The organism is Streptomyces sp. NPDC051207 (assembly GCF_040682395.1).
Classification (GTDB): Bacteria; Actinomycetota; Actinomycetes; order Streptomycetales; family Streptomycetaceae; genus Streptomyces.
Genome location: NZ_JBFBAX010000009.1, coordinates 123,674 through 147,680, shown reverse-complemented (window position 1 = coordinate 147,680; position 24,007 = coordinate 123,674). Strand labels below are relative to the sequence as shown.

The following is a 24,007-nucleotide window of genomic DNA, read 5'->3' as shown; positions in this document are numbered from 1 at the left end:
GGTGCGCTCAGCCCTGCTGGAAGAGTTCCGCGGGCAGCGGCTTGAGCAGCGCGTACAGGTCGTCGGTGATGGGGCGGTCCCAGGCGGCGATGGTCACCAGGACGTTGTCGCTGCGGTCGAACTGGACGCAGGAGATGCGGCTCTCGGAGAGCTTGACGCGCCGCACGATCAGGAGGTTGTCGCCCTGCATCACCGGCACGTCCTCGGTGCCGACAACGGTGATCTCCTCGTCGTTCTCCAGGGCCAGCAGCAGCTGGGCCACCTCGAAGGGGACCTGGCCCTCGGGGATCTCGCGGGCCGGGGAGCCCTCCGGCAGATTGCCGATGATCATCGCGGGGCCACGGCCGCCGAACAGGTCGTAGCGCAGGAAGACGCCCTGGCAGGTGCCGTCGGGAGCGGGCAGCAGTCCGGCGCCCAGGTTTCCGGGCCAGTCGCCCGGGTCCATGGCCAGTACGTCGAAGTCGGGCCCGGCGGGCGTTGCGCTGCGGCGGCGGAGGAACGACATGCCGCCATGGTACGTGCCCGGGGCCGCTCGGTGCCGCCCGGTCGGACGGTGAACACCAGGTCCGGCACGGTCCACCGGCCGGGCGGGGGGGCGCCGCGCCGTCCCGCGGTACTCCGCCGCCGTGCGGTGTCGTGCCGTGCGGGGCGGTGGGGCCGCGCGTGTCAGTCCTGCGGCGGCGTCGGCGGTACGACGGCGACCGGGCTCGCCGCGTGCAGCAGGACGGCCTGCGTGACCGAGCCCATCAGGCGGGCCGGGGCGAGCAGGCGGCGCCGGTGGCGGCCGACGACGACCAGGTCGGCATCCCTGGAGGCGGCGACGAGCGCGCCGGCCGCGTCGCCCGGCACGACGTACGCGTCGGCACGCACCTCGGGGTGGCGGGCGCGGTGCGGGGCGAGGAAGCCCTCGGCGAGGGAGCGGGTCTCGCTCTCGACGGCCGACTGGTCGATCAGCGGGGGCGCGAGTTCGCCGGGGACCAGCCAGGCGGGCGGCGGCCACGGGTAGGCGACGGCCGCCCGCAGGTGGGCGCCGCGCAGGGCCGCCTCGGTGAAGGCGAACGCGAGCGTGGCCTCGTCGGGGCTGTCCACGTTCAGGCCGGCCACCACGAACGGGCCGGGTTCGCCGGGCCCTTCGCCGTGCACCTCGCGGCCCGGGCGGGGCACGACCACGACGGGGCACTCGGCGTCACGGGCGGCGGCCATGCCGTTGGAGCCGAGCAGCAGGCCGGCGAAGCCCCCGCGACCGCGGGAGCCGAGCACCAGCAGCTGGGCGGTGGCGCCCAGTTCGGGCAGGACCGCGCTCGGGGCGCCCTCCAGCAGCACGTACTCCGCGGGCGGGGCGTCCGCGCGGTCCGCGAGCCGGCCGCGCGCCCCGTCGAGGACCGGGTCGGTGGCCGCGTCGGGCGGTGCGGTGGCCAGGGTGTCGAGCCGTGCCCAGGCGGCGTACTGCCGTACGTGGACCACCCGGAGCGGGGCGCCGCGGCGGCGGGCGGCGTCGACGGCCCAGTCCAGGGCGCGCAGGCCGTCGTCCGAACCGTCGACCGCCGCGACGACCGGCAGAGTGCTCATGGTCCCTCACCTCCGGGTCACGCTGTTCCGTTCCTGGGGCCAGCCTCGCTCAGGCCGGGCCCCGGGACGGTGCTCGAGGTCGCGTGTCCGGAAAGTCGGCCCTGACACCCCCGGTTCGGCCGGTGCGCGCGCAAGCCGGCGCCGCCGGGCCGGGTGTGCGGGGTGTCCCGTTCAGGTGAGGTCGAAGTCGCCTTCCCGCGCGCCGGACACGAAGGCGCCCCACTCCGCCGGGGTGAAGATCAGGGAAGGGCTCTCCGGGCGGGCGCTGTTGCGCATGGCGATGAAGCCCTCGACGAAGGCTATCTGGACGTCCCCCAGGCCCCCGCTGGTCGACTGCCACTGCGCGTTGCTCAGGTCCAGCTCCGGCTTGTCCCAGCCCGTGAGCGGGCGCTGCTGAGTGATGCTCTCGGCCACGTCCGTGCTCCTCCCGGTTGCGTCGTCCGCGGTCAGCCTAGCGAGCGGTGCGTGGCGCCGACAGGCCACGTGAGGTGTACCTTTCGGGACCCTTCATGACGGCGTACGGTCCGGGGCGGGCGGGTCGCTGAGGGGACGGCCGCGCAGGACGTGGGTGGTGGCCAGTTCGCGGTAGGCGGGGCTGGTGGCGAGGAGTTCGTCGTGCCGGCCGCAGGCCACCGTACGGCCGTCCTCGAGGACCACGATCCGGTCGGCGTGGCGCACGGTGGAGAGGCGGTGGGCGATGACGAGGACCGCGCAGTGCCGGGTGACGTCGGCGAGCGCCCGGGTGAGGGCCGCTTCGTTGACGGCGTCCAGGTGCGAGGTGTGCTCGTCGAGGAGGAGCAGCCGGGGCCGGGCGAGCAGGGCGCGGGCCAGGGCGACGCGCTGGCGTTCCCCTGCGGAGAGGGTGCCGCCCTGGTCGCCCAGTCTGCCGTCCAGGCCTCCGGGCAGCCGCTGCACGACGTGGTCGAGCCGGGTGAGCCGTACGACGCGGCGGATGTCGTCGTCGGTGGCGTCGCGGGCGGCGTAGGTGATGTTCTCCCGGAGGGTGCCCTCCAGTACGTGGGTGTTCTGGTCGACGAGGGCGATGCCCGCGCGGCTCTCCTGGCGGCTCAGGGCCGTCGCCGGGATGCCGTCGAAGCGGATGGTCCCGGCGTCGGGGTCGTAGAGGCGGGCGATCAGGGAGAAGAGGGTGCTCTTGCCGGCTCCCGAGCGGCCGACGAGCGCCACCAGCCCGTGCCGCGGCACGGTGAAGGCCGCCCCGCGCAGGACCGGCCGGCCCGGGACGTAGGCGAAGCGGACGTCGGACAGTTCCAGCGCGGGGGCCGGGGACGGCCGGGCGGGCGGCTGCGGGCCGGGGACCGTCCGGCCGGGCTGCTCGGCGGGTTCCTGCGGGAGGGCGAGGGCCTCGTGGATCCTCAGGTACGCGCCCGTGCCGCGCTGGATCAGGCCGATGGCGCGGAACACCGACGACAGGGGCATCACCAGGTACGACGCGTACAGCAGGAAGGCGACCAGGTCGCCGAGGGAGTCCGCTCCGCCGTTGCCCACCCGCATGCCGCCGACGACCAGGACGAGCAGGAAGGATCCCTGGACGGCGAGTTCGACGGCGCTGCTCATCACCGCGGCCAGCTTCGCCGCCCGTACGCCCGACCGGTGGGCCGAGTCCACCCGCTCGCCGATGCGGCGCGCCTCGCGTTCCTCGGCGCGGTACACCCGCACCACCGGCAGCGCGGCGAGGGCGCGCTCCAGTTCGGCGGCGATGGCGCCCACGGCGGACTGCATGTGTTCCGACGCCACCCGCATGCCCTTCAGGAGCGTGGCGACGACGGCCGCGGCGAGGGCGACCACCGCGACGACGAGGAGCAGCAGCAGGGGGTCAAGCCACAGCATCAGCAGCAGGGCGCCGGCCGAGACGAGGCAGCCGGTGAGGAGGTCGACCAGGGCCTGCGACACGACGTCCCGCAGCAGGGTGGTGTCGGCGGTGACGCGGGAGACCAGGTCGCCGCGGCGGCGCCGGTCCACCTCCCGCATCTCCAGCCGCAGCAGCCGTGAGACGAGTCCGTGGCGCACCATGCGGACCACGCCCTCGCCCATGCGGTCCAGCAGGAACCGGCCGGTCGCTCCCGCGGCGGCCTCGGCGACGAAGAGGCCGGACAGCAGCAGGAGGAACGGCCACAGCACCTCACCGCGGGCGCTGGAGTCCACGACGTGCTTGGCGACGAGCGGCTGGGCGAGGCCGAGTGCCGACGCCACCAGCGTCAGCCCGGTCGCCACGGCGACGGCCGTGCGGTGACCGGACGTCAGCCGGAACAGGGCGGCGACCGAACCGCTCGTCGTGCCGCCCGCGGGCGGTGCGGGCCGCTTCGCCGCGGGTTCGTCCGGGCCGGCGCCGGCCGGGGCGTCGTCCGCGACGGCCGTGTCGCTCACGTGCCCGCCCGCCCCGCCGGGGCCACGGTCATCAGCCGCGCGAAGTAGTCGTCCGGGACGCCCTCCCCCACGGGGCGGCCGCCGGCCTCGATCCAGGCGTGGGCGGAGAACGGCGGCACATTGCGGACCCCGGTGCACCAGGTGGGCCAGGTGCCGTACATCCTGCACAGCAGGGCGGCGCCCAGGGACCGCGGCAGGCAGCCGCGCGGTCCCGCGCAGCGCAGGCTCACCGCGCACAGTGCCTCGCGGGCCGCAGCCGCCTGTGCGGGGGTGGCGGGTCGCGCGCCGCGGCGGGCCTGCTCCAGTACGGCGCGGATGTGCCGCGGCGGCAGGAACGACAGGGCCAGCGCGGGTACCAGGACGAGGCGGGCGGCCAGTCGCCGGGCGAGGGGGACACCGGTGGGCCGGTCGAGGGCGCTGGGCGTGGTCATGAGACCAGCCCCGCGTCCTTCAGGTCCCGCACCAGTGTCCTCACGTCCTGCTCGGCGCGGTCGCGGGCGATGTCGAACTGCGCGACGAGTGCCGCGACGGCCGCGGTCTCGTCGCCGTCGTCCATGAGGGTCCTCACCACCAGGGCGCCGGTGGGGTTGAGTTCCCAGTACTCTCCGGTGCGCTGGTGGAGGAGGACCGTGCCGTACTGGGTCTCCGCGGTGGAGACGTCGGTGTCGAATCGGAGTGTCATGGGGTCGGCGCCTTTCTGCTGTCTTCCGTCATCCGACGGTGTCCTCTCGCCGTCCGGCCGGGTCTTCTCCTCGTACTACGGCTGGGTCTCCTGGGGTTTCTCCCTGCCCGGGGGCGGGCTCCGGTCGGGGTGCGCGGTTGTGGGAGCGCAGCCACACCTCGCACGCGATGGTCGAGTAGAGGACCGCGTCGCGCAGGCCCGGGGCCGAGGGTCGCTGGGCGAGCCGGCGCAGTTCCTCGCCGTCCACCAGGCCGAGGCGTTCCAGCCGGGAGTCGGTCCACAGGGTCAGCAGGTCGCCTCGGTGGCGGCGCAGTCCTTCGGAGGCGTCCATCGACGCCTCGGCCTTGTTGGAGCGCCGCAGACACTCGTCCGGGACCACACCGCGCATCGCCTCGGCGAGCAGCGGCTTGTACCGCCACGGCGTGACACGGTCGTCGGGCCGGACCTCGAGGCACGCCTCGATCACGCGGTCGTCCAGGAACGGCGACGCCATCGGGAGTCCCGCCCGGGTCGCCATCCGCTCCCACTGGCGGATGATGCGCGTGCAGGTGCGGATCAGTTCCAGGTCGGTGTGCAGGCCGCGGTCCGGGTGCAGCGGCTCGGCCTGCGCCGACGCGTCCAGCAGGGCCTGGCGGGCCAGCCGTTCGGTCTCGGGGGTCGTCCAGGGGAACAGGCGGGGCGGCATCCCCCAGCCGAGGCTCCCGGTCGCCGAGGACTGCGGCATCGGGGCGCGCAGGTGGCGGACGGAGTGCGCGAGCCAGCGCGGGTAGGAACGGGAGTCGGCGAGGGCGCGCGCGGTGGCGCCGAGCGGCCAGTTCCACAGGGCGCGGAAGCCGCGCAGCCGGCGCAGCGCGAACAGCGGGCGGGTGCGCATCAGCCGGTGGTAGTACGCCTCCGAGCACCAGGCGACGTGGTCGCCGCCGATCCCGGTGAGGTGCACCCGGCTGCCGCGTTCGGCCAGCCACGGCAGGTGCTGCAGGACGCGTGAGCGGTCCATCACCCCGACGGTCGGCTCGTCGAGCAGGTCGTCGATGCCGAGCAGGTCCGAGTAGACGAGGGCCGAGGTGTCCGCGTCCCAGACGACGTGGTCGACCTTCGGCAGGTGTTCCGCCGCCTGTCGGGCCCAGGCCAGGTCGGTGTCCGCGGGGTCCCGTCCGGGCCAGGTCGCCGCCACGACGGAGGCGGTGGAGCGGGCGGCGAGGAAGCAGACGGAGGTGGAGTCGAGGCCGCCGGACAGGTCGCAGCTGACCACTCCGCCGGGCCGGGTCCGCACGTCCACGGCCTCGGCCAGCGCCTCGCGGACGGCCGGTGCGCCCTGGGCGAGGGTGCGGGTCGGCTCCGGGGGCCGCCACCAGCGCGAGGTGCGGACCCGGTGGCCGTCGGCGGAGACTAGGAGGGCGTCCTCCGGGGAGACCGCGTCGACTCCCTGCCACACCGGGGCCTCGTACAGCGGATGCGGCACGGGCCACAGGAGCCGGACGGCCAGCTGGGCCGTGTCCGGCCGGCTGCCGAGGGCGGTGGCGAGCAGGTCCGCACTCGTCGCGGCCACGTGGACGCCGCCGATGCGGGCGTGGAAGACCAGCCGCAGCCCGGAGGCGGTGCCCTGCACCCTGAGCTGTCCCTCGTGGGTGGCGACCAGGTGGAAGCTGCCCGGCAGGGACCGGGCCAGGGCGTCGAGTTCGGCGAGGTCGCGCAGACCGGCGGCGTGGCGTTCGAGCCGCTGCGGGTCTGCGGCGCACCACCCGACGGCGGCGAGGACTGTCCGGCCGGCCCGGGCCGTGACGATCTCCGTGCCGGACCAGGTGCCGACCAGCCAGGGGCGGCCCGAGGCGTGGGCCAGGACGCGGGTACCAGGGTGGCGGAAGAAGCGGGCCGCGGCTGCCGCTTCCTCGCAGTCGGGGAAGACCGCGAAGTGGGCGTCGCCGCGGCCCGGTTCCGCACTTGCGTGCATGTCGGACATGGAGTCGTGTTACGTGCCGGCCGCCGTCAGTTCTTGCTGAGGAGCAGACGGTCGTTGCCGCTGCGCTGCAGCAGGCCGGTCTTCCGGCGGAACGACCCCAGCCGGACGAGCGTCGGTGCCTCGTATGCCTTCTTCATGCCATCACCTCGATGTGAGCGGTGCCGGCGGCCTTCCTTGCGGCCGGCGGCGGTGTCTCCAGCTAGCGGGGCGACGCGCGGCATGAGCAAGACACAGGCCATTAGTCATATCAACACACCTCAAGGCTTTTGCCCGGTACGTTCGTCGCCCGGCGGGTGGCCTCGGTCGAGTCCGAGGGGGGTGGCTCGGGGAGGCGATGGAGCCGTGCACCCCCTCCCACCTGCACGGCACGGCCGGCGCACGGTCCGGGACGGCGGCCGGACCGCGCACGCGGAATGGGGGGGCGCCGCCCGGCGCACTGAGCGCCCGGAACGCAACCGCCCGTGGGACGCGGGTCCGGTGCAGCCCGACCGTATGGCGAAACGATCAGCATCGCCGTCGCCGCGGCCCGGAGCAGACACGCCGCCCTGCTGTGCCGACAGCGGATCGCCGCCCCGTCCGTCGAGGACCGCGGCGACACGGCGCACGAACCAGTCGGGGTCGTCCAGCCAGTGACAGGCGGCATACAGCAGGGCGAGGCTGCCGCCCGCGGAGTGCGCGAGCAGGTCCATCCGCTCCGGGCCCGGATGGACGCGCAGCGCTCGACGTCGTCGACGAGGCGGTCGCAGCGGTACGTCGCCGGGTCCGCCGGCCGTGCCGAGTCTCCCGTGCCGCGCGGGTCCAGCAGGATCAGCCGGCGGTGGCGGTCCAGGCCTCCGAGGTCACCGAGGTATGCCCAGGCACGCATGGGCCTCGTCGGGCAGGACGACGAGCGGGGCGCCCGCGCCGCGGACGTGGTGGGCGAGGCGGGTTATTACGTCGGGCGCGGTGAAGTACCGCATACCGCCGATCATGAGGCGCGCTCCGGTGCGACGGCAACGGAGCTGTCCCGCCGCTACGGCGCCCCGTCGGCGAAACGGTCCCGCAGTTCCCGCTTCAGGATTTTGCCGCTGGCGTTGCGGGGCAGTTCCGGGACGAACATCACGCGCTTCGGGGCCTTGAAGGCGGGGAGCTTTTCGCGGGCGTGGGCGATCAGGTCCTCCTCCGTGACCTCGCCGCGCGGTACGACGACCGCGGTGACCGCCTCGATCCAGTGGTCGTCGGGGAGGCCGACGACGGCGACCTCGGCGACGGAGTCGTGGGTGTAGAGGGCGTCCTCGACCTGGCGGGAGGCGACCAGGACGCCGCCGGAGTTGATGACGTCCTTCACGCGGTCCACGATCGTGAAGTAGCCGTCCGCGTCGCGCACCGCGAGGTCGCCGGAGTGGAACCAGCCGTCCCGGAAGGCCTCGGCGGTCTCCGAGGGCTTGCCCCAGTAGCCCTCGCACAACTGCGGTGAGCGGTAGACGACTTCGCCCGGCGTGCCGTCGGGCGCGTCCTTGCCGTCCTCGTCCACCACGCGCGCCTCCACGAACAGGACCGGACGGCCGCAGGAGGCCATGCGCCCCTCGTGCTCGTCGGGCCCGAGGACCGTGGCCAGGGGGCCGATCTCGCTCTGGCCGAAGCAGTTGTAGAACGCGAGCCGCGGAAGCCGTTCACGCAGCCGCTCCAGCACGGGCACCGGCATGATCGACGCTCCGTAGTACGCCTTGCGCAGGCCGTCGAGGTCGCGGGTGGCGAAGTCGGGCCGGTTGGCGAGCGCGATCCACACCGTGGGCGGCGCGAACAGGCTGTCCGCGCGGCCCTGTTCGACCAGGTCGAGGATGCGGTCGCCGTCGGGCGCGTCAAGGACGATGCTGGTCGCGCCGACCGCGAGGTACGGCAGCAGGAACACGTGCAGCTGCGCCGAGTGGTACAGCGGCAGCGCGTGCACGGGCCGGTCGGCGGCACGCAGGTCGAGGGCGGTGATGGCGCTGACGTACTCGTGCACCAGCGCGCGGTGCGTCATCATCGCGCCCTTCGGCAGGGCGGTGGTGCCCGACGTGTAGAGCAGCTGCACCAGGTCCTCGCCGCCCGGCCCGGGCCCGTCGTACGGGTCGGCCGTCGCCAGCCGCGTCAGCAGGGCGTCGCCGGTGTCGCGCAGCGGCAGCACGGGCACGCCGCCGGGGAGCCGGTCCGCGAGGTCCGGGTCGGCGAGCACCAGTGAGCTGCCGGACTGGCCGACGATGTAGGCGAGGTCGTCGCCGGTGAGGTTCTGGTTGACCGGCACGTGCACGAGCCCCGCGCGGGCGCAGGCGAGGAAGGCGATGAGGTAGGCGTCGGAGTTGTGGCCGTAGGCGCCGACCCGGTCGCCCGGGGTCAGGCCCCGCGCGCGCAGCAGGCCCGCCGCGCGGGAGACGGCGGTGTCGAGTGCGCCGTAGGTCCAGGTGCGTTCGCCGTACTCCAGCGCCACGCGGGTCGGAGTCCGCCGGGCGCTGCGCCGCAGCATCCCGTCGACCGTGCTGTCATGTCCGGAGGTCATGCAGGCCGATCCTGCGCGGGCCGCCCGGGGAGGTCAAGGCGCCGCGCGTGGCCGGTGCCTGCCAGGGACCGCTCGGAGCGCTGACGTGCCGGATATCCGCTGTTACGCTCAACCGCCCCTTCCCCCGATGATGTTGGGAGGCCCCATGCGCACCCGTCCGGGACGAGTCGGCGTCATGGCCGCGGCTCTGCTCACCGCCTGCTCCGTGCTGCCTGCCGCCGCTGCCGACGGGCAGCACCGGCAGGAGCGTCCGGCGCGCGGCGGTCTGTCGGCCGTCGTCCGCTACACCGAGTTCGGCATCCCGCACATCGTCGCCGGCGACTTCGCGGGCCTCGGCTTCGGTACGGGCTGGGCGCAGGCCGCCGACCAGGTGTGCACCCTCGCCGACGGGTTCCTGACCGTCCGCGGGGAACGTTCGCGCTACTTGGGGCACGACGCCCCCGCGGACGCGGCGCTGTCGTCGGCCTCCACGAACCTCGCCAGCGACCTGTACTTCCGCGGCGTACGGCAGGCGGGCACCGTGGAGAGGCTGCTCGCCGAGCCGGCGCCGCGCGGCCCGAGCCGTGCGGCGAAGGACCTGATGCGGGGGTTCGCGGCCGGCTACAACGCCTGGCTCGCGCAGAACCGCGTCACCGACCCGGCGTGCCGGGGCGCGTCGTGGGTGCGGCCGGTGACGGCGCTGGACGTGGCGGCGCGCGGCTACGCGCTGGCCGTGCTAGGCGGCCAGGGGCGGGCGGTCGACGGCATCACGGCCGCGCAGCCGCCGGCCACCGGCGCCGGGCAGGGCGACGCGGCCTCGCGGGAGGAGAGGACCGATCCGGCGTCGGCGGCCCGCGCGGCGCGTGAGCTGTTCGCGGCGGACTCCGCGGGCATGGGCTCCAACGCGGTCGCCTTCAGCGGCGCCACCACGGCGAACGGCCGGGGCCTGCTGCTCGGCAACCCGCACTACCCGTGGCACGGCGGCCGCCGCTTCTGGCAGTCGCAGCAGACCATCCCGGGCCGGCTGAACGTCGCGGGCGGCTCGCTGCTCGGCTCGGCCACGGTGTCCATAGGCCACACCGCGCACGTCGCGTGGAGCCACACCGTCGCCACCGGCGTCCCCCTCAGCCTCCACCAGCTGACGCTCGATCCGGCCGACCCGACGGCGTACCTGGTGGACGGCGAGCGGGAGCGCATGACGAAGCGGACCGTCACCGTCGCCGTGAACAACGGCTCGCCGGTGACCCGCACCCAGTGGTGGACCCGGTACGGCCCCGTCGCCACCTCACTCGGCGCCTCGCTGCCCCTGCCCTGGACCGGTACGACGGCGTACGCGCTCGGCGACCCCAACGCGGGCAACCTGCGCGCCTCGGACACCGCTCTGGGCTTCAGCACGGCACGCGGCACGAAGGACGTCCTGGACGCGCTGCGGCGCACGCAGGGCCTGCCGTGGGTGAACACCATCGCCGCCGACTCGCGCGGCGGCACGCTGTTCACGCAGTCGCAGGTGCTGCCCCGCATCACCGACGAACTGGCGCAGCGCTGCTCCACGCCGCTCGGCAGGGCCACCTACCCGGCGTCCGGGGTCGCCGTCCTGGACGGCTCGCGCGGCGACTGCGCGCCCGGCAGCGACCCGGACGCCGTGCAGGAGGGCATCTTCGGTCCGTCCCGCATGCCGACGCTGACGGACGCGCCGTACGCGGAGAACTCCAACGACAGCGCCTGGCTGACCAACCCGGACCGCCCGATCACGGGCTACGAGCGGGTCTTCGGCACGATCGGCACCGCCCGGTCGATGCGGACGCGGGGTGCCCTCGAGGACGTGGCGGCGATGGCGGACCGGGGCGGGCTGACCGTACGGGACCTGCAGCGGCAGCAGTTCGCCAACCGGGCGCCCGCCGGTGACCTGGCCGCCGCCGACGCGGCGGAGGCGTGTGCCGCGCTGCCGGGCGGGACCGCGACGGGCAGCGACCGCCGGGCCGTGGACGTCTCCGGGGCGTGTGCCGTACTCGCCACCTGGGACCGCACGACGAACACCGGCAGCCGGGGCGCCCTGCTGTTCGACCGGTTCTGGCGGAAGCTGACGGCGGCGGTGCCGGCGGCGCGGCTGTGGAAGGTGCCGTTCTCGGCGGCCGACCCGGTCGCCACGCCGCGCACGCTCGACACGTCCGTGCCGGGCTTCGCGACGGCCCTGGCGGACGCGGTGGCCGAGCTGCGGGCGGCGGGCATCGCGCTCGACGCGCCGCTCGGGGAGCACCAGTTCGTGGTGCGCGACGGGATGCGCATCCCCGTGCACGGCGGCACCGAGTCGCTGGGCGTGTGGAACAAGATCGAGCCGGTGTGGGACCGGGAGCGCGGCTACACGGAGGTGACGACGGGCTCCAGTTACCTCCAGGCCGTGGGCTGGGACGGGAGCCGCTGCCCGGTCGCCCGGACGCTGCTGACGTACTCCCAGTCCTCGAACCCCGCGTCGCCCCACTTCAGCGACCAGACGCGGCGGTACTCGGACGGCCGGTGGGTGACGTCCCGCTTCTGCGAGAAGGACATCCTGTCGTCCCCGGAGCTGAGGGTGGTCCGGGTGCGCGAGCGCTGAGGCGCGGACCGCGGCGTCCGGTGCGCGAACACCGAGTCGGGCACGGACCATTGACACCACCTCACCGCTGACCGGAAAGTTTCATCGCGCGACGCAGACCCGAAAGATACTTTCAGTCAGGTGCGACGGGAGGCTCTCGATGACCGAGGACGCGGTGAGCGGCAGAGGGAACGGCAGTGGGCTGACCCGCCGCCGGCTGGGTGGTACGGCGCTGGCGCTGGGCGGTGCCGTGGCGCTCGCCGCGCTGCCGGCCGGACCGGTCGCGGCGGCGCAGGCGACGGGCCGCGGCACCGTGCTGCGGCGCGGCACCGCCGAGGAGGCCGGGCTGCTCCCCGACCACCTGCGCCAACTGGTCACCGACGCCGAGACGTTCCTGCGCCCCTCCCCCAGGCGCCCCTGGTACGCGGGCGCCGTGCTGCTCGCCGGGCGGGGCGGCACCGTCGCGCTGCACCAGCCGATCGGCAAGGCGGTGCGCTACCGGGCGTACGACGAGAAGACGGACACCGGCGTCGAGTTCCCGGCCGACGAGCAGATCCCGATGGCCGAGGACACGGTGTTCGACCTGGCGTCGGTGTCCAAGCTGTTCACCTCGATCCTCGCCGTCCAGCAGATCGAGCGCGGCGCGCTGCGCCTGGAGGCGACCGTCGCCTCGTACGTCCCGGAGTTCGGCCGGGCCGGCAAGCAGGACATCACGATCCGTCAGCTCCTCACCCACACCTCGGGCTTCCGCGCCTGGATCCCGCTGTTCAGCGCGCCGACGTACGAGGCGAGGATCCAGCGTGTCCACGACGAGGCACCGCTCAACCCGCCGGGCACGGTGTACCTGTACTCGGACCTGAACCTGATCTCCCTGCAACTGGTCCTGGAGCGCGTCACCGGCCGCGCCCTGGACACGCTGCTGCACGAGAAGATCACCGGCCCGCTCGGCATGGACGGCACCCGCTTCAACCCCCCCGCCTCCTGGAAGCCGCGCATCGCCGCGACGGAGGACGCGCGCAAGCCGTGGTCGGGCCTGGACCGGGGGCTCGTGTGGGGGGAGGTGCACGACGAGAACGCGTTCAGCCTGGGCGGTGTCGCAGGCCACGCCGGGGTGTTCTCACGGGCCTGGGACCTCGCGGTGCTGGGCCGGACGCTGCTCAACGGCGGCTCCTACGGCCGGGCGCGCATCCTGCGGCCGGAGTCGGTGGAGCTGATGTTCACCGACTTCAACACCGCCTTCCCCGGCGACGAGCACGGCCTGGGCTTCGAGCTCCACCAGCACTGGTACATGGGCGCGATGGCCACACCGCGCACCGCCGGGCACACCGGCTTCACCGGCACCTCGCTGGTCCTCGACCCGACGACCGACTCGTTCCTGGTGGTGCTCGGCAACTCGGTCCACCCGGTGCGCAGCTGGCGTTCCGGTTCGGCGCCCCGGGTGGCGGCGGCGAACAACCTGGCGCGGGCGGTGCCGGTCCGTCCGGCGCACGGGCGGTCGGCCTGGTTCTCCGGCATGGCGAACGCCACCGCCGCGACGCTCACGCTGCCCGTCCTCGACACCTCGGCGGGCGACGCGCGCCTGGTGTGCGCCCTGTGGTGGGACACCGAGCCGCGGGCGGACACGCTCGTGCTGGAGGCCGCGGCGGACGGCGACGGCGCCTGGCGGCCGGTGCCGTTCACGACCACGCGCCGGGGCGGCGGGGAGCCGCGGGAGCACCCGGAGGGTTCCGTCACCGGCTGGTCGGGACGCGCCTGGCACCGGCTCACCGCCGACCTGCCGGCCGCCCGCCGCCTCACCCTGCGCTGGCGGTACGCCACGGACCGGCTGTACGTGGGCCGCGGGGTCTACGTGGACGGGGTGCGCGTCCAGTCGGCCGGCGACGTCCTGTTCGCCGACGCGCGCCCGGCGGACGCGGCGCGCGTCGAGACGGCCGGGTGGACGGCGTCGGCCGACTGAGAAGCGCCAGTGGAAGGGTGGCGGCAGAGGGGCGCCGACAAAGGCGGTCTACTGGTTGAAGACCGCCTTCTGGACCTCGTTCGGGCTGAGCTCGGCCATGGCACCTTCCTCACTCCGGATCAAGATGGGCTCTATATCCGTTTTGCCGCAGTATCCAGCCCTGGCCGGGTCACACGGCCTCACGCATCCGGTGTCGCCTCCAGCACGGCCATGGCCGCGTTGTGCCCGGGGATGCCGCTCACGCCACCGCCGCGTACCGCGCCCGCGCCGCACAGCAGCACGTTCGGGTGCCGGGTCTCGACGCCCCAGCGGCCGGTGCCCTCCTGGACGTACGGCCAGGACAGCTCCCGGTGGAAGATGTTGCCGCCGGGCAGCCCGAGGTCGCGCTCCAGGTCGAGCGGGGTCTTCGCCTCGATGCAGGGCCGCCCGTCGGCGTCGGTCGCCAGGCAGTCGGCGAGGGGCTCGGCCAGGTGGGCGTCGAGCTGCGCGAGCGTCGACGTCAGCAGTTCCTCGCGCACGGCGTCGTTGTCCTGGTCGAACAGCCGGGCCGGGGTGTGCAGCCCGAACAGGGTGAGGGTGTGGCAGCCCTGCCCGGCCGGGCCGGGGCCGAGGATCGTCGGGTCGGTGAGCGAGTGGCAGTAGATCTCGGAGGGCGGCGCGTCGGGCAGCCGCCCCGCCGAGGCCTGGGCGTGCGCGAAGGCGAGCTGCTCGTAGCCCTCCGCGATGTGGAAGGTGCCCGCGAACGCCTCGCGCGGGTCGACGGACTCGTCGCGCAGCCGGGGCAGCCGCTTGAGCAGCATGTTCACCTTGAGCTGGGCGCCCTCGGCGGGCGGCGGGGGCGGATCGCCGGTCAGGTCGGCCAGCTCGCTCGGCGCGGCGTTCACCAGCACGTGCCGGGCGGTGACGGTGCCCTCCGTGCCGGCGGTCCGGTAGGTGACCTCGGCCGAGCGGCCGTCCGTGTCGATCTGCACGGCCTCGTGGCCGGTGGCGATCACGGCGCCCGCCCCGCGGGCCGCTGCGGCCAGCGCGTCGGTGAGGGCGCCCATGCCGCCGACCGGCACGTCCCAGGCGCCCGTGCCGCCGCCGATGACGTGGTAGAGGAAGCAGCGGTTCTGCGCCAGGGAGGGGTCGTGGGCGTCGGCGAACGTGCCGATCAGGGCGTCGGTGAGGACCACGCCCCGCACCAGGTCGTCGGCGAAGCGCTCCTCGATGACGGCGCCGATCGGCTCCTCGAACAGCGTCCGCCAGGCGTCCGGGTCGTCGGTGCGGCGGCGCAGCTCCTCCCGGGTGGGCAGCGGCTCCGTGAGCGTCGGGAAGACCCGCCGGGCGACGTGGCCGGTCATGGCGTAGAAGCGCTGCCAGGCCTCGTACTCGCGGTCCGAGCCGGTGAGCCGGGCGAACGCCTCCCGGGTCCGCCGCTCGCCGCCGCCGACCAGCAGCCCGGTCGGCCGGCCGTCCCGTTCGGCGGGGGTGTACGAAGAGATCGTGCGGGTGCGCAGCCGGACGTCCAGGCCCAGGTCGCGCACGATCTTGGGGGGCAGCAGGCTCACCAGGTACGAGTAGCGGGACAGGCGGGCGTCGACACCGGCGAACGGCTTCGTGGACACGGCCGCGCCACCCGTGTGGTCCAGCCGCTCCAGCACCAGCACCGACCGTCCGGCGCGGGCCAGGTAGGCGGCGGCGACGAGGCCGTTGTGGCCCCCGCCGACGATCACGGCGTCATAGGCGCGGTGCGCTGCGTGTGCGGTCATGGCTCTTGCTAGCACGTGGTGATCCACGTCGGCCAGGGGTGCGCCGCGCGTACGCCGTGCTTCCGGTCGCCCCTGCTCCTGATGCGGGAGGGGGCGGCCGGTGGCATCCGGCCGCCCCCTCCCGCATCACCTGAGCGTGGCCAGGAAGTCCGTGCAGGCCTGGGCGCATTCGCGGCAGGCCTTCGCGGTGTCCTCCGCGCCCGGATGATCGTCGAAAACGTGAGCGCCCTCCAGGCAGACCGTGCGGCACCACTCCAGTTGCGTACGGATGGCGCCCTCGTCCACCTGGTTCTGCTCGGAGAGCACTCGGCACGTCGCGTCGCACACCTCCGCGCACATGATCGCCTTGCGTCGTACGAGTTCCTGTTTCTCGCTTCCGTCCGGCTCCACCAGGCTCGCACGCAACGCGCACGCCCTCGCGCACTCGGTGCACGCCTGGGCGCAGGCGAAGCGGTCCTCCAGGAACCGGAAGAGCTCCTGCTGAGATGTCGTGGTCACACCGCGCGGGTAGCCGCCGCCGACAGCGTCAAACCCGGCGCTCCCGAGGGTTCCGGGCAGTTTTCCCGACTGTCGGCCGGGCACCCGGGCACCGCCATGACCGACGACGGACGGAGGTGGAACCCGTGCCGGACGACAGGAACTCCCGTCGACCCTGGAACGGTCCGCCAAGGACGCGCAGCGCACCTGGATCAAGGCGCACGACTCCGCGGTGAAGCAGTACGGCGAGGGCGAACGCGCCCACCGGGTCGCGTTCGGGGCGCTGAAGCACAAGTACGAGAAGGTCGGCGACCACTGGCAGCGCAAGGAGGGTGGCCGCAAGGGCCCCTCGGACCCGCGCTCGGCCCGGCCCCGCGGGCAGGGCGGGCGCAGCGGCGAGGGCGTCGACGAGCAGGCGTCGAAGCGACACCTGTACGACCTGGCCCGCGACCTGGACATCGACGGGCGCTCCCGGATGTCGAAGGCGGAGCTGCTGGACGCGATCCGCAAGGCGAACCGGGCGAAGACCCGCGAGGCGCGGTCCCGGTGAACGGGTTCATGACGTCCGCCCGGGGTACTCGCGGGTCATGAACACCGTATGGATGGACATCGCCGCGGGTCGGGGCGCGGTCGGCGGCGGGCTGCTGGTGGCGGGCCTGATCGTCGTCGCGGTCCTGATCGGTGCGTTCGTGCTCGGCGTCCGCGTCATGCGCCGAGAGCCGCGACGGCCCCGGAGCGAGGAGCAGCCGCACATGCCGGACGGCGGGCCGGTCCGGGAGGTGCGGGAGCACCGGGAGCCGAACGAGATGCCGCGCAGCGACGAGCGGGTCCTGCCGCACGACATGCCGGCGCACGGCAACTCCGGCACCCGCACCAGCCCGTCGGAGGACCGGCCGCGCTGGAACGAGGGCAGCAGCGGATCGTTCGGCAGTGGCGGCCCGGGCGGCAACTGACCGCACCGCACGGGGCCGCGACCGCCCCGGACGCCGAGACTGCACGCGAACGCACGGGAGGCCGTCGTGCCGTCGTGCAAGCCGTCGTACAGAGGGAAGTGAGAACCATGGCCGACCCCGCCCGCAACACCCTGCCGCTGCCCGACTACGACCATCTGCCGATCGGCGGACTGGAGAGCCGCGTGCGGTCACTGTCCACCGAGGAGGTGGAGGACCTGCTCGCCTACGAGCGGTCGCACGCCGACCGGCTGCCGGTGACGGAGGTGCTGACGGCCCGCCTGGAGCAGTTGCGGTCCGGCGCCGAGCCGACGTCCGGCGACCCTGGCGCGCTGCGGCCCGAGAGCAGTGCGGGTCGTTCGGGTTCGCCGGTGTCGCCGGCGACGTCGCCGGAGCCGTTCAGCCCGCCGCCGCACGGCACCCCGGACCAGCGGGGCAAGCCGAAGGGCGACCGGACGTAGCACTGCGGTGACAACGAAGAGGTCGAAGGCCCGGGGCGACCACGCCCCGGGCCTTCGGTTCGCCCGGACCACTTCACCGGGACCTCACTTCACCGGGACACCCCCACCGGGACACCGCTTCACTCGGCCAGCGCGAGCGTGGTCGTCTCGCCCGGCTCCAGGCGGACCACGCGGCCGGGCAGCCTGAGGTCGATGGGCGGCAGGTCGGAGGACGGCACGGCGATCTCCATCTGCCCGGACTCCAGACGCAGCCGGACGCCCCAGTGGCCCTGGTAGCGGACCGAGAACCCGTACGACGACAGCTCCGGCAGCGGCACGGGGTCGAGCCAGAGGGCTCCGCCGCGGGTCTCCATGCCGGTCAGCCCGCGCTGCACCAGGTCGAGGGTGCCGGCCATGGCACCCAGGTGGATGCCCTCGCCGGTGGTGCCGCCCTGCACGTCGGCGATGTCACCGCGCAGGGCCTCCTGGCAGAACCTCCACGCCTCGGCGCGGCGGGCGCGGGCGAGGACCCAGCCGTGCACCAGGCCGCTGAGCGTGGAGCCGTGGCTGGTGCGGTGCAGGTAGTGGTCGACGGTGCGCCGCCAGGTGTCCTCGTCCAGCCGCAGCCCCAGCCGCCGGAACAGGGCCTGGAGTTCACCGGGTGAGAAGAGGTAGCCGAGCATCAGGACGTCGGCCTGCTTGGAGGCCCGGTAGCGGTTGACGGTGTCGCCCTCCGCCTCCAGGATCCGGTCCAGACGGCGGATGTTGCCGTACCGCTGCCGGTAGCGGTCCCAGTCGAGCTCGGCGAGGTCGCCGTAGCCCTCGAACTGGCTGACGACGCCCTCGTGGAACGGCACGTGCAGGGTGCGCGACACCTCCTCCCAGCGCTCGGTCTCGCCGTCCTCCAGGCTGATGCGCTCCACGAGTTCACGGCGACGGGGCTCGGGCAGGGTGTCCAGCAGCTCCAGGGTCCGCGACAGCACCCAGGCGGCGGTGACGTTGGTGTACGCGTTGTCGTCCAGGCCGGGTCCCGCGGCGCCCGGGTAGGCGTCGTGGTACTCGTCGGGCCCCATCACGCGCCGGATCCGGTGCCGGCCCAGCGTGCCGTCCCAGGTGGCCGAGTCGCCCCAGAAGCGGGAGATCTGCAGCAGCATCTCGGCGCCCTTGGTGTGCAGGAACTCGGCGTCCCCGCTCGCCTCGCAGTACTGCCACACGTTGTACGCGATCGCCGAGCCGACGTGGTGCTGGAGGTGGGTGTGGTCGGGCAGCCAGCGCCCGGAACGCGGGTTGAGGTGCAGCTGCTGGGTCTCCTCCCGGCCGTCGCTGCCGCTCTGCCAGGGGTAGAGCGCGCCCCGGCGGCCGATGTCGCGGGCGGCCGTGCAGGCGCGTTCCAGCCGCCGGTGGCGGTAGCGCAGCAGGGCGCGGGCGACCTCGGGGAAGTGCAGGTTGAGGAAGGGCAGCACGAACAGCTCGTCCCAGAAGACGTGCCCGCGGTAGGCCTCCCCGTGCAGTCCGCGGGCGGGTACGCCGACGTCGAGGTCGGCGGTGTGCGGGGACAGCGTCTGCAGGACGTGGAAGAGGTGCAGCCGCAGGATGCGTCCCGCGTCTCCGGGGACGTCGAGCTGGGCGCGCCGCCAGAGCTGGGCCCAGGCCGTGCGGTGCGAGGCCAGCAGGGCGTCGAAGCCGGGCGCCCGGCCGACCCGGTCGACCGCGGCGTACAGCGGGTCGCTGATGGCCGGGTCGCGCGAGGTGTGCAGGGCGACGGTCTTGTCGACGGTGACGGTGCGCCCCGGCTCCAGCGCGAGCCGGAGGAGCTGGCGGGTGACGGGCGGTTCGTGCCGGACGGTCAGGGGCGCGCCGGCGGTGACGCGGGAGGCCATGCCGATGCGGATGTCGGAGGTGCGGGTGCGGCAGCGAAGCCACACCCGGTCGGGGGCGGCGGTGCCGGCGTGCACGTGGGTCAGGTGGCGGCCGTCCAGGTCCCGGTAGCGGGGTACGCCGTCGTTGGTGACGCCGCCGTCGAGGGCGGCCTCGACGTCCAGTTCGCCGGAGAAGCCCTCGGCGGTGAACTCGGTGCGCAGCGCCGCCAGATGCGGGTCGGCCATGTGCACGAGCCGCTGCTGGCGCACCGCGAGCACCCGGCCGTCGCCGGCGTCGAACCGTGTGCGGCGTTCCAGGACGCCGAGGCCGAGGTGCAGGATCTGGCGGTGGGCGAGCACGGGCGCGGTGTCCGGGGTGAGCCACTTCCCGCCGGTGAGGCGGAACCGCAGCGGCAGCCAGTTCGGCACGTTGACCATGTCCTCGTTCTCCACCCTGCGGCCCGCCACCTCGGAGACGAGCCGGTTGTAGCAGCCGGCCACATAGGTGCCCGGGTAGTGCACGTCGTCCGCGGTGCACTCGGGGAGGACGCCCCGGCTGCCGAAGTAGCCGTTGCCGAGGGTGCACAGGGACTCCCGCAGCCGTTCCTCGGCCGGGTCGTAGCCCTCGTACTCCCAGGTCAGATCGGCCGGTTGGACCGGCTCCGCCGCCGCCCGGGCGGGTTCCGTCACGCCGGCCGGTTCCGCCGGTTCGGTCAGTTCCGTCACGTCGGTGCTCCTCATTGCCTCACCCGGGGGCCGGTCGCCGGCCGTCGGCCGGGTCGAGCAGTTCCGCGAGGTCGCGTACGACGAGGTCGGCGCCGTGCCGCAGCAGGTCCTGCCGGGTCTCCTCGCTCGCGGCGCGGTCCACCCCGACGACGAGGGCGAACCCTCCGGCGCGGCCCGCCGCCACGCCCGCCAGCGCGTCCTCCACGACGGCGGCGCTCCCGGCCGGGACGCCGAGCCTCCTCGCGGCCTCCAGGAAGAGGTCGGGGCGCGGCTTGCCCGGCAGGCGGAGGCGGGCGGCCTCGGCGCCGTCGACGAGCACGTCGAACAGGTCGAGCACCCCGGCCCGGGTCAGCAGCTCACCGGCGTGCCGGGAGGCGGACGCCGCCGCGCGCGGAATCCCGGCCCGGCGCAGGGCCCGCACCAGCCGCACCGTGCCCGGGCAGGCGTCCACACCATCCTCGTGCAGGCGCCGCAGGAAGAGGGTTTCCTTCGCCTCGGCGACGGCACGCACCGCATCCTCCGGGGGGTCGGGCAGGCGCGAGGCGAGGAACGCGGCGGCGCCGTCGAGCCGGGACCTGCCGTCGACGTACCGCAGGTAGTCGTCCCGCGCGTCGAACGGGCGGCGCATGGCGGGGTCGGCGGGCGGGTGCTGCCGCAGGAAGGCGTCGAAGGCCTCCTTCCAGGCGGCGGCGTGCACCCGGGCCGAGTCGGTGATCACTCCGTCGGTGTCGAAGACGACGCCGCGCACGCCGCGCAGCACGTCGGTGAGCGTGCCGGGGGGCGTCTCGGTGGTGCCGGTCCGGTGCGCGGGCTGCTCCATCGTCCGTACCGCCTTTCGCCGGGTCAGGGGTCGGTTCGCGCGTCCTGTGCGGGGCGCGCAGATCCAGCGTCCACCGTCGTCGGGCCGCGCGCAGCCGGGCGGGCCGGACAGCCCTGGCGGTTGCGGGGCGGGGGTGCCGTGCTGTGCTGCTGGAGGGGACGCCGTGCCTCTTCGACGGTCCGTCACCTGGTGGAGGCGTCCGTCGTGCCGGGTTCCCCGGCCCGGCCCGGCGACACTCCCGCCCGGCTGCGGTCCAGGGCGTCGAGGTGGGCCTTCACGCAGGGCACGGCCACCTTCTCCGGTTCACCGTCGACGAACGACGGGTGGACCTCGAAGACGACCCCGCCGTGCTCGGGCGCCGGGTCGGCCGCGCCGGGCGTGGGCGGGTGGCTCACCGCAGGGCGCCCGGCGGATGCCCTGGCAGGGCTCACCGACGGCCGCGCCGCCGCCGTGCCTGCGCCTCCGCCCGTTCGTGCGCCCTGGCCTCGCCGCGCAGGTCGCCGGATTCACGACCGGGCCGAGGTGCGGAGGGTCCGTACGCCCCGCCCTGTGCCGTTTGCCGGGTACTCCGTCCGAGCTGGTCGGGCGAAGCACGGGAGTTTCGGCGGGCGGGGCAATAAGGTCGTGCCCCCGGGACTGCGAGTCCGGCTTCCCCCACGCCTGGCACCCCACATCTCGCGCCCCCGCGAACTATGACAAAATCGCACCACGAGCCCCTAAGGGTGGATATCACACATGAGTGACCACGCTGGCCGTCCCGAATACGGCGACCTGCAGCTCGACCGCACGGGCCAGGCCGAAGCCTTCGACGTCATCGGCGACCGCTACGACGACGCCTTCCCGCACAAGGAAGGACAGCTCGCGGCAGCCGAGTGGATCGCCGGGTCCCTGGACGCCGGGTCCCGCGTCCTGGACGTGGGCTGCGGTACGGGACTGCCCACGGCGCGTCAGCTGGCCGAGGCCGGCCTCGACGTCGTCGGCGTCGACCTCTCGGGCGGCATGATCGCGCTGGCGAAGGCGAACGTGCCCACCGCGACGTTCCACCAGGCGGACATAGCGGACCTGCGGCCGGGCGGCCCCCTCGACCTGGGGCGCTTCGACGCGGCCGTGGCCTTCTTCTCGCTGCTGATGCTGCCGCGCGCCGAGATCCCCGTCGCGCTGCGCATGGTCCACGACCTGCTGGTGCCGGGCGGGCTGCTCGCCCTGTCCATGGTGGAGGCCGACGTGGACGACTACCCGATCCCGTTCCTGGGGCAGCGGATCCGGGTCTCCGGCTATCTGCGCGAGGACCTGCGCCAGGTGGTCGAGTCGGCGGGCTTCGAGGTCGTCGACGAGTCCTCCTACTCGTACGCCCCGGCCAGCACCGATGTGCAGCCCGAGGAGCACGTCTTCCTGCGCTGCAGGCGAATCGACTGACAGACCCGGTCCCCGCCCGCCGTACGGGCACCGCACAGAGGGAAGGACACGCGTGACGCAACACCCCTCGGCACACGCGGACCCCGGCAGTGCGGCCGACGGAGCCGGCCGCCCGGACGGCTCCGCGGCAGCGCCCCTCTCCCCCGCGCCGCTGCCGCCGCACGGCGAGCGGGGCGGGGGGCCGCCGCTCGCGCCCGCCGGCCGCGGCGACGGGATGCCGTCACGGCCGGACGGGACGGGTTCCCCGCAGCGGCGCGGCCCGGTCACCCGTGTCCGGGCCGCGGGTGCGCACGCCGCCCGCACGTCGGCCGCCAGGGCCCGGGCGGACCGGCTGCGCTTCCTGGACGCGGCCACGCGGCGGATCACCCGGTCCATGGAGCTGGACGAGACGCTGCGCGAGCTGACCGCCGCGGCCGTGCCCGCGTACGCCGACCGGGCGCACGTCTTCCTGCGGCATCCGCTGCCGCTGGCCGACGGCGCCCCGGACGCCCCCACCGTCCTGCGCGCCCACGGCACGGCGCCCCCGGACGGCGCCCTGCCCATGGCGGTCACCCGGCGGCTCGCCGGGCTGCTGCGCGGCCGGCGGCCCGTCTTCGGGGACGGCCCGGCGACGGCCGCCGTGCTGGCGGACATGCTCGGGCCCGCGGCGGGCCCTGCGGGGCGCCGCTCGATCGTCGCCCCGCTCCTCGGCCGCGAACACGCCATGGGCGTCCTCGTCCTCACCCGCGGCGCCCACCGGCCCGCCTTCACCGACGACGACCTGTTCGTCGTCTCCCAGCTCGCCACGCTCGCCGCCCTCGGCATCGACAAGGCCGTACGGTACGGGCACGAGGCGTCCGTCGCGGACGCGCTGCAACGCGCGATGCTGCCCCAGTCGCTGCCCGAGCCGACCGGCGTCCGCCTCGCCAGCCGCTACCTGCCCGCCTCCCGCACGGCACAGGTCGGCGGCGACTGGTACGACGCGATACCGCTGCCCGGCAGCCGCGTCGCCCTCGTCATCGGCGACGTGATGGGGCATTCCGTGACGTCGGCGGCGATCATGGGCCAGCTGCGCACCATCGTGCAGACACTGGCCGGTCTCGACCTGCCCCCGGCCGAGATCCTGCACCACCTGGACGAACAGGCCGAGCGGCTCGGCGGTCAGCACATGGCGACCTGCCTCTACGTTCTCTACGACCCCGTGCAGCAGCGCATGCTGCTGGCCAACGCGGGCCACCCGCCACCGCTGCTCGTCCACCCGGACGGCACCGCCGAGATCATGAAGATCCCGACCGGGGTGCCGATCGGGGTCGGCGGCTGCGCCTTCGAGGCGACCGAGATGGCGGCGCCTGCCGGGGCGACGCTGATGCTCTACACCGACGGCCTCGTGGAGTCCCGCGGTTCGGACCTGCAGACGGGCGTGGAGCAGCTGGCCGCCCGGCTCGACGGCCACGCCACCGCCCGCCCCGCCGGGCCGCCGCCGCTGGAGGCGCTGTGCGACGAGGCGCTGCGCACCCTGGGCCACGGCGACCGGCACGACGACGTGGCGCTGCTCGCCGCCCGGCTGGAGGGCGTGGAGCCGGAGACCGTCACCTACTGGTACCTCGCGCCCCATCCGCGCACCGCCGGCCAGGCCCGTCGGCTGGCCCGCAGGGCGCTGCGCCGCTGGGGTCTCGACGACCTGCTGGAGACCACCGAGCTGCTGGTCAGCGAGGTCGTCGGCAACGCCGTACGGTTCGCCACCCGGCCCATCAGCCTGCGGATCCTGCGCACGGACGTGCTGCGCTGCGAGGTCGGCGACGACTCGCCGCTGGTGCCGAGGATGCGCCACGCCCAGCTCAGCGACGAGGGCGGCCGCGGCCTGTGGCTGGTCGACCAGCTCGCCGACCGCTGGGGCGCGACGCGGGTGAGCACGGGCAAGGTGGTGTGGTTCGAGCTGGAGGTGCCGGGCGAGTGAGAACGGCGGT

At 74.5% G+C, this 24,007-nt stretch carries 20 protein-coding genes and 2 pseudogenes; 7 read left to right on the top strand and 15 right to left on the bottom strand.

All coding sequences use genetic code 11. The features are described from left to right. Window positions 1-7 precede the first annotated feature (7 nt). The 10 genes and pseudogenes from AB0M97_RS12075 to AB0M97_RS12030 form a co-directional block, all read right to left on the bottom strand. Window positions 8-505 carry a hypothetical protein gene (locus AB0M97_RS12075; protein WP_365960684.1) on the bottom strand — a complete coding sequence of 166 codons (498 nt, stop codon included), beginning with the start codon at window positions 503-505 and terminating at the stop codon, window positions 8-10. A 161-nt stretch (window positions 506-666) separates the two neighbouring features. Further along, window positions 667-1,569: a universal stress protein gene (locus tag AB0M97_RS12070; protein ID WP_365960683.1), complete on the bottom strand. Its 903-nt coding sequence runs from the start codon at window positions 1,567-1,569 to the stop codon at window positions 667-669. A 171-nt stretch (window positions 1,570-1,740) separates the two neighbouring features. Then, window positions 1,741-1,983 (bottom strand): DUF397 domain-containing protein, encoded by a 243-nt coding sequence (locus AB0M97_RS12065; protein ID WP_365960682.1) that lies wholly within the window; start codon window positions 1,981-1,983, stop codon window positions 1,741-1,743. Window positions 1,984-2,076: 93 nt separating this feature from the next. Continuing rightward, window positions 2,077-3,954, bottom strand: a complete 1,878-nt coding sequence (locus tag AB0M97_RS12060) for an ABC transporter ATP-binding protein (protein WP_365960681.1) — start codon at window positions 3,952-3,954, stop codon at window positions 2,077-2,079. Further along, entirely contained in the window at window positions 3,951-4,385 is a 435-nt protein-coding gene (locus AB0M97_RS12055; protein WP_365960680.1) for a lasso peptide biosynthesis B2 protein, read from the bottom strand. Before AB0M97_RS12055 ends, AB0M97_RS12060 begins: the two co-directional genes overlap by 4 nt. Next, window positions 4,382-4,636: a lasso peptide biosynthesis PqqD family chaperone gene (locus AB0M97_RS12050; RefSeq protein WP_365960679.1), complete on the bottom strand. Its 255-nt coding sequence runs from the start codon at window positions 4,634-4,636 to the stop codon at window positions 4,382-4,384. The genes AB0M97_RS12055 and AB0M97_RS12050 overlap by 4 nt, the downstream gene beginning before the upstream one ends. Before the next feature lie 145 nt (window positions 4,637-4,781). Continuing rightward, window positions 4,782-6,596 (bottom strand): annotated as a pseudogene (locus AB0M97_RS12045) (asparagine synthase-related protein); the annotation flags it as partial. Window positions 6,597-6,622: 26 nt separating this feature from the next. Beyond that, window positions 6,623-6,733 (bottom strand): keywimysin-related RiPP, encoded by a 111-nt coding sequence (locus AB0M97_RS12040; RefSeq protein WP_365960678.1) that lies wholly within the window; start codon window positions 6,731-6,733, stop codon window positions 6,623-6,625. Between the two features lie 492 nt (window positions 6,734-7,225). Continuing rightward, window positions 7,226-7,555: pseudogene (locus tag AB0M97_RS12035) on the bottom strand (alpha/beta fold hydrolase); the annotation flags it as partial. Between the two features lie 53 nt (window positions 7,556-7,608). After that, window positions 7,609-9,114, bottom strand: a complete 1,506-nt coding sequence (locus AB0M97_RS12030) for an acyl-CoA synthetase (protein ID WP_365960677.1) — start codon at window positions 9,112-9,114, stop codon at window positions 7,609-7,611. Between the two features lie 145 nt (window positions 9,115-9,259). On the opposite strand from AB0M97_RS12030, the gene AB0M97_RS12025 reads away from it, so the two are divergent. Both AB0M97_RS12025 and AB0M97_RS12020 read left to right on the top strand, forming a co-directional pair. Continuing rightward, window positions 9,260-11,686, top strand: coding sequence for a penicillin acylase family protein (locus AB0M97_RS12025; RefSeq protein ID WP_365960676.1), 2,427 nt, complete (start codon window positions 9,260-9,262; stop codon window positions 11,684-11,686). A gap of 139 nt (window positions 11,687-11,825) precedes the next feature. Then, the gene (locus tag AB0M97_RS12020) at window positions 11,826-13,622 is read left to right on the top strand and encodes a serine hydrolase (protein ID WP_365960675.1); all 1,797 of its coding nucleotides are present in this window, start codon (window positions 11,826-11,828) and stop codon (window positions 13,620-13,622) included. 179 nt (window positions 13,623-13,801) lie between these two features. On the opposite strand, the gene AB0M97_RS12015 is transcribed toward AB0M97_RS12020, so the two are convergent. Together AB0M97_RS12015 and AB0M97_RS12010 are read right to left on the bottom strand one after the other, a co-directional pair. Further along, window positions 13,802-15,373: an NAD(P)/FAD-dependent oxidoreductase gene (locus tag AB0M97_RS12015; protein WP_365960674.1), complete on the bottom strand. Its 1,572-nt coding sequence runs from the start codon at window positions 15,371-15,373 to the stop codon at window positions 13,802-13,804. A 126-nt stretch (window positions 15,374-15,499) separates the two neighbouring features. After that, the gene (locus tag AB0M97_RS12010) at window positions 15,500-15,871 is read right to left on the bottom strand and encodes a ferredoxin (protein WP_365960673.1); all 372 of its coding nucleotides are present in this window, start codon (window positions 15,869-15,871) and stop codon (window positions 15,500-15,502) included. A 154-nt stretch (window positions 15,872-16,025) separates the two neighbouring features. On the opposite strand from AB0M97_RS12010, the gene AB0M97_RS12005 reads away from it, so the two are divergent. From AB0M97_RS12005 to AB0M97_RS11995, 3 genes are all read left to right on the top strand, one after another. Continuing rightward, complete coding sequence (locus AB0M97_RS12005) at window positions 16,026-16,400, top strand: ChaB family protein (RefSeq protein WP_365960776.1); 375 nt, start codon at window positions 16,026-16,028, stop codon at window positions 16,398-16,400. A 37-nt stretch (window positions 16,401-16,437) separates the two neighbouring features. Continuing rightward, window positions 16,438-16,803: a DUF6479 family protein gene (locus tag AB0M97_RS12000; protein WP_365960672.1), complete on the top strand. Its 366-nt coding sequence runs from the start codon at window positions 16,438-16,440 to the stop codon at window positions 16,801-16,803. A gap of 107 nt (window positions 16,804-16,910) precedes the next feature. Beyond that, window positions 16,911-17,261, top strand: a complete 351-nt coding sequence (locus tag AB0M97_RS11995; protein ID WP_365960671.1) for a hypothetical protein — start codon at window positions 16,911-16,913, stop codon at window positions 17,259-17,261. A gap of 119 nt (window positions 17,262-17,380) precedes the next feature. Here AB0M97_RS11995 and AB0M97_RS11990 read toward each other — a convergent pair whose 3' ends face one another. From AB0M97_RS11990 to AB0M97_RS11980, 3 genes are all read right to left on the bottom strand, one after another. Next, window positions 17,381-19,741 carry a glycosyl hydrolase family 65 protein gene (locus tag AB0M97_RS11990; RefSeq protein WP_365960775.1) on the bottom strand — a complete coding sequence of 787 codons (2,361 nt, stop codon included), beginning with the start codon at window positions 19,739-19,741 and terminating at the stop codon, window positions 17,381-17,383. A 103-nt stretch (window positions 19,742-19,844) separates the two neighbouring features. Then, window positions 19,845-20,645: an HAD-IA family hydrolase gene (locus AB0M97_RS11985; RefSeq protein WP_365960670.1), complete on the bottom strand. Its 801-nt coding sequence runs from the start codon at window positions 20,643-20,645 to the stop codon at window positions 19,845-19,847. A 182-nt stretch (window positions 20,646-20,827) separates the two neighbouring features. Further along, window positions 20,828-21,040 carry a hypothetical protein gene (locus AB0M97_RS11980; protein ID WP_365960669.1) on the bottom strand — a complete coding sequence of 71 codons (213 nt, stop codon included), beginning with the start codon at window positions 21,038-21,040 and terminating at the stop codon, window positions 20,828-20,830. Between the two features lie 340 nt (window positions 21,041-21,380). On the opposite strand from AB0M97_RS11980, the gene AB0M97_RS11975 reads away from it, so the two are divergent. Then, window positions 21,381-22,061: a class I SAM-dependent methyltransferase gene (locus tag AB0M97_RS11975; protein ID WP_365960668.1), complete on the top strand. Its 681-nt coding sequence runs from the start codon at window positions 21,381-21,383 to the stop codon at window positions 22,059-22,061. A 52-nt stretch (window positions 22,062-22,113) separates the two neighbouring features. Further along, the gene (locus tag AB0M97_RS11970; RefSeq protein WP_365960667.1) at window positions 22,114-23,997 is read left to right on the top strand and encodes a SpoIIE family protein phosphatase; all 1,884 of its coding nucleotides are present in this window, start codon (window positions 22,114-22,116) and stop codon (window positions 23,995-23,997) included. Window positions 23,998-24,007: the final 10 nt, after the last annotated feature.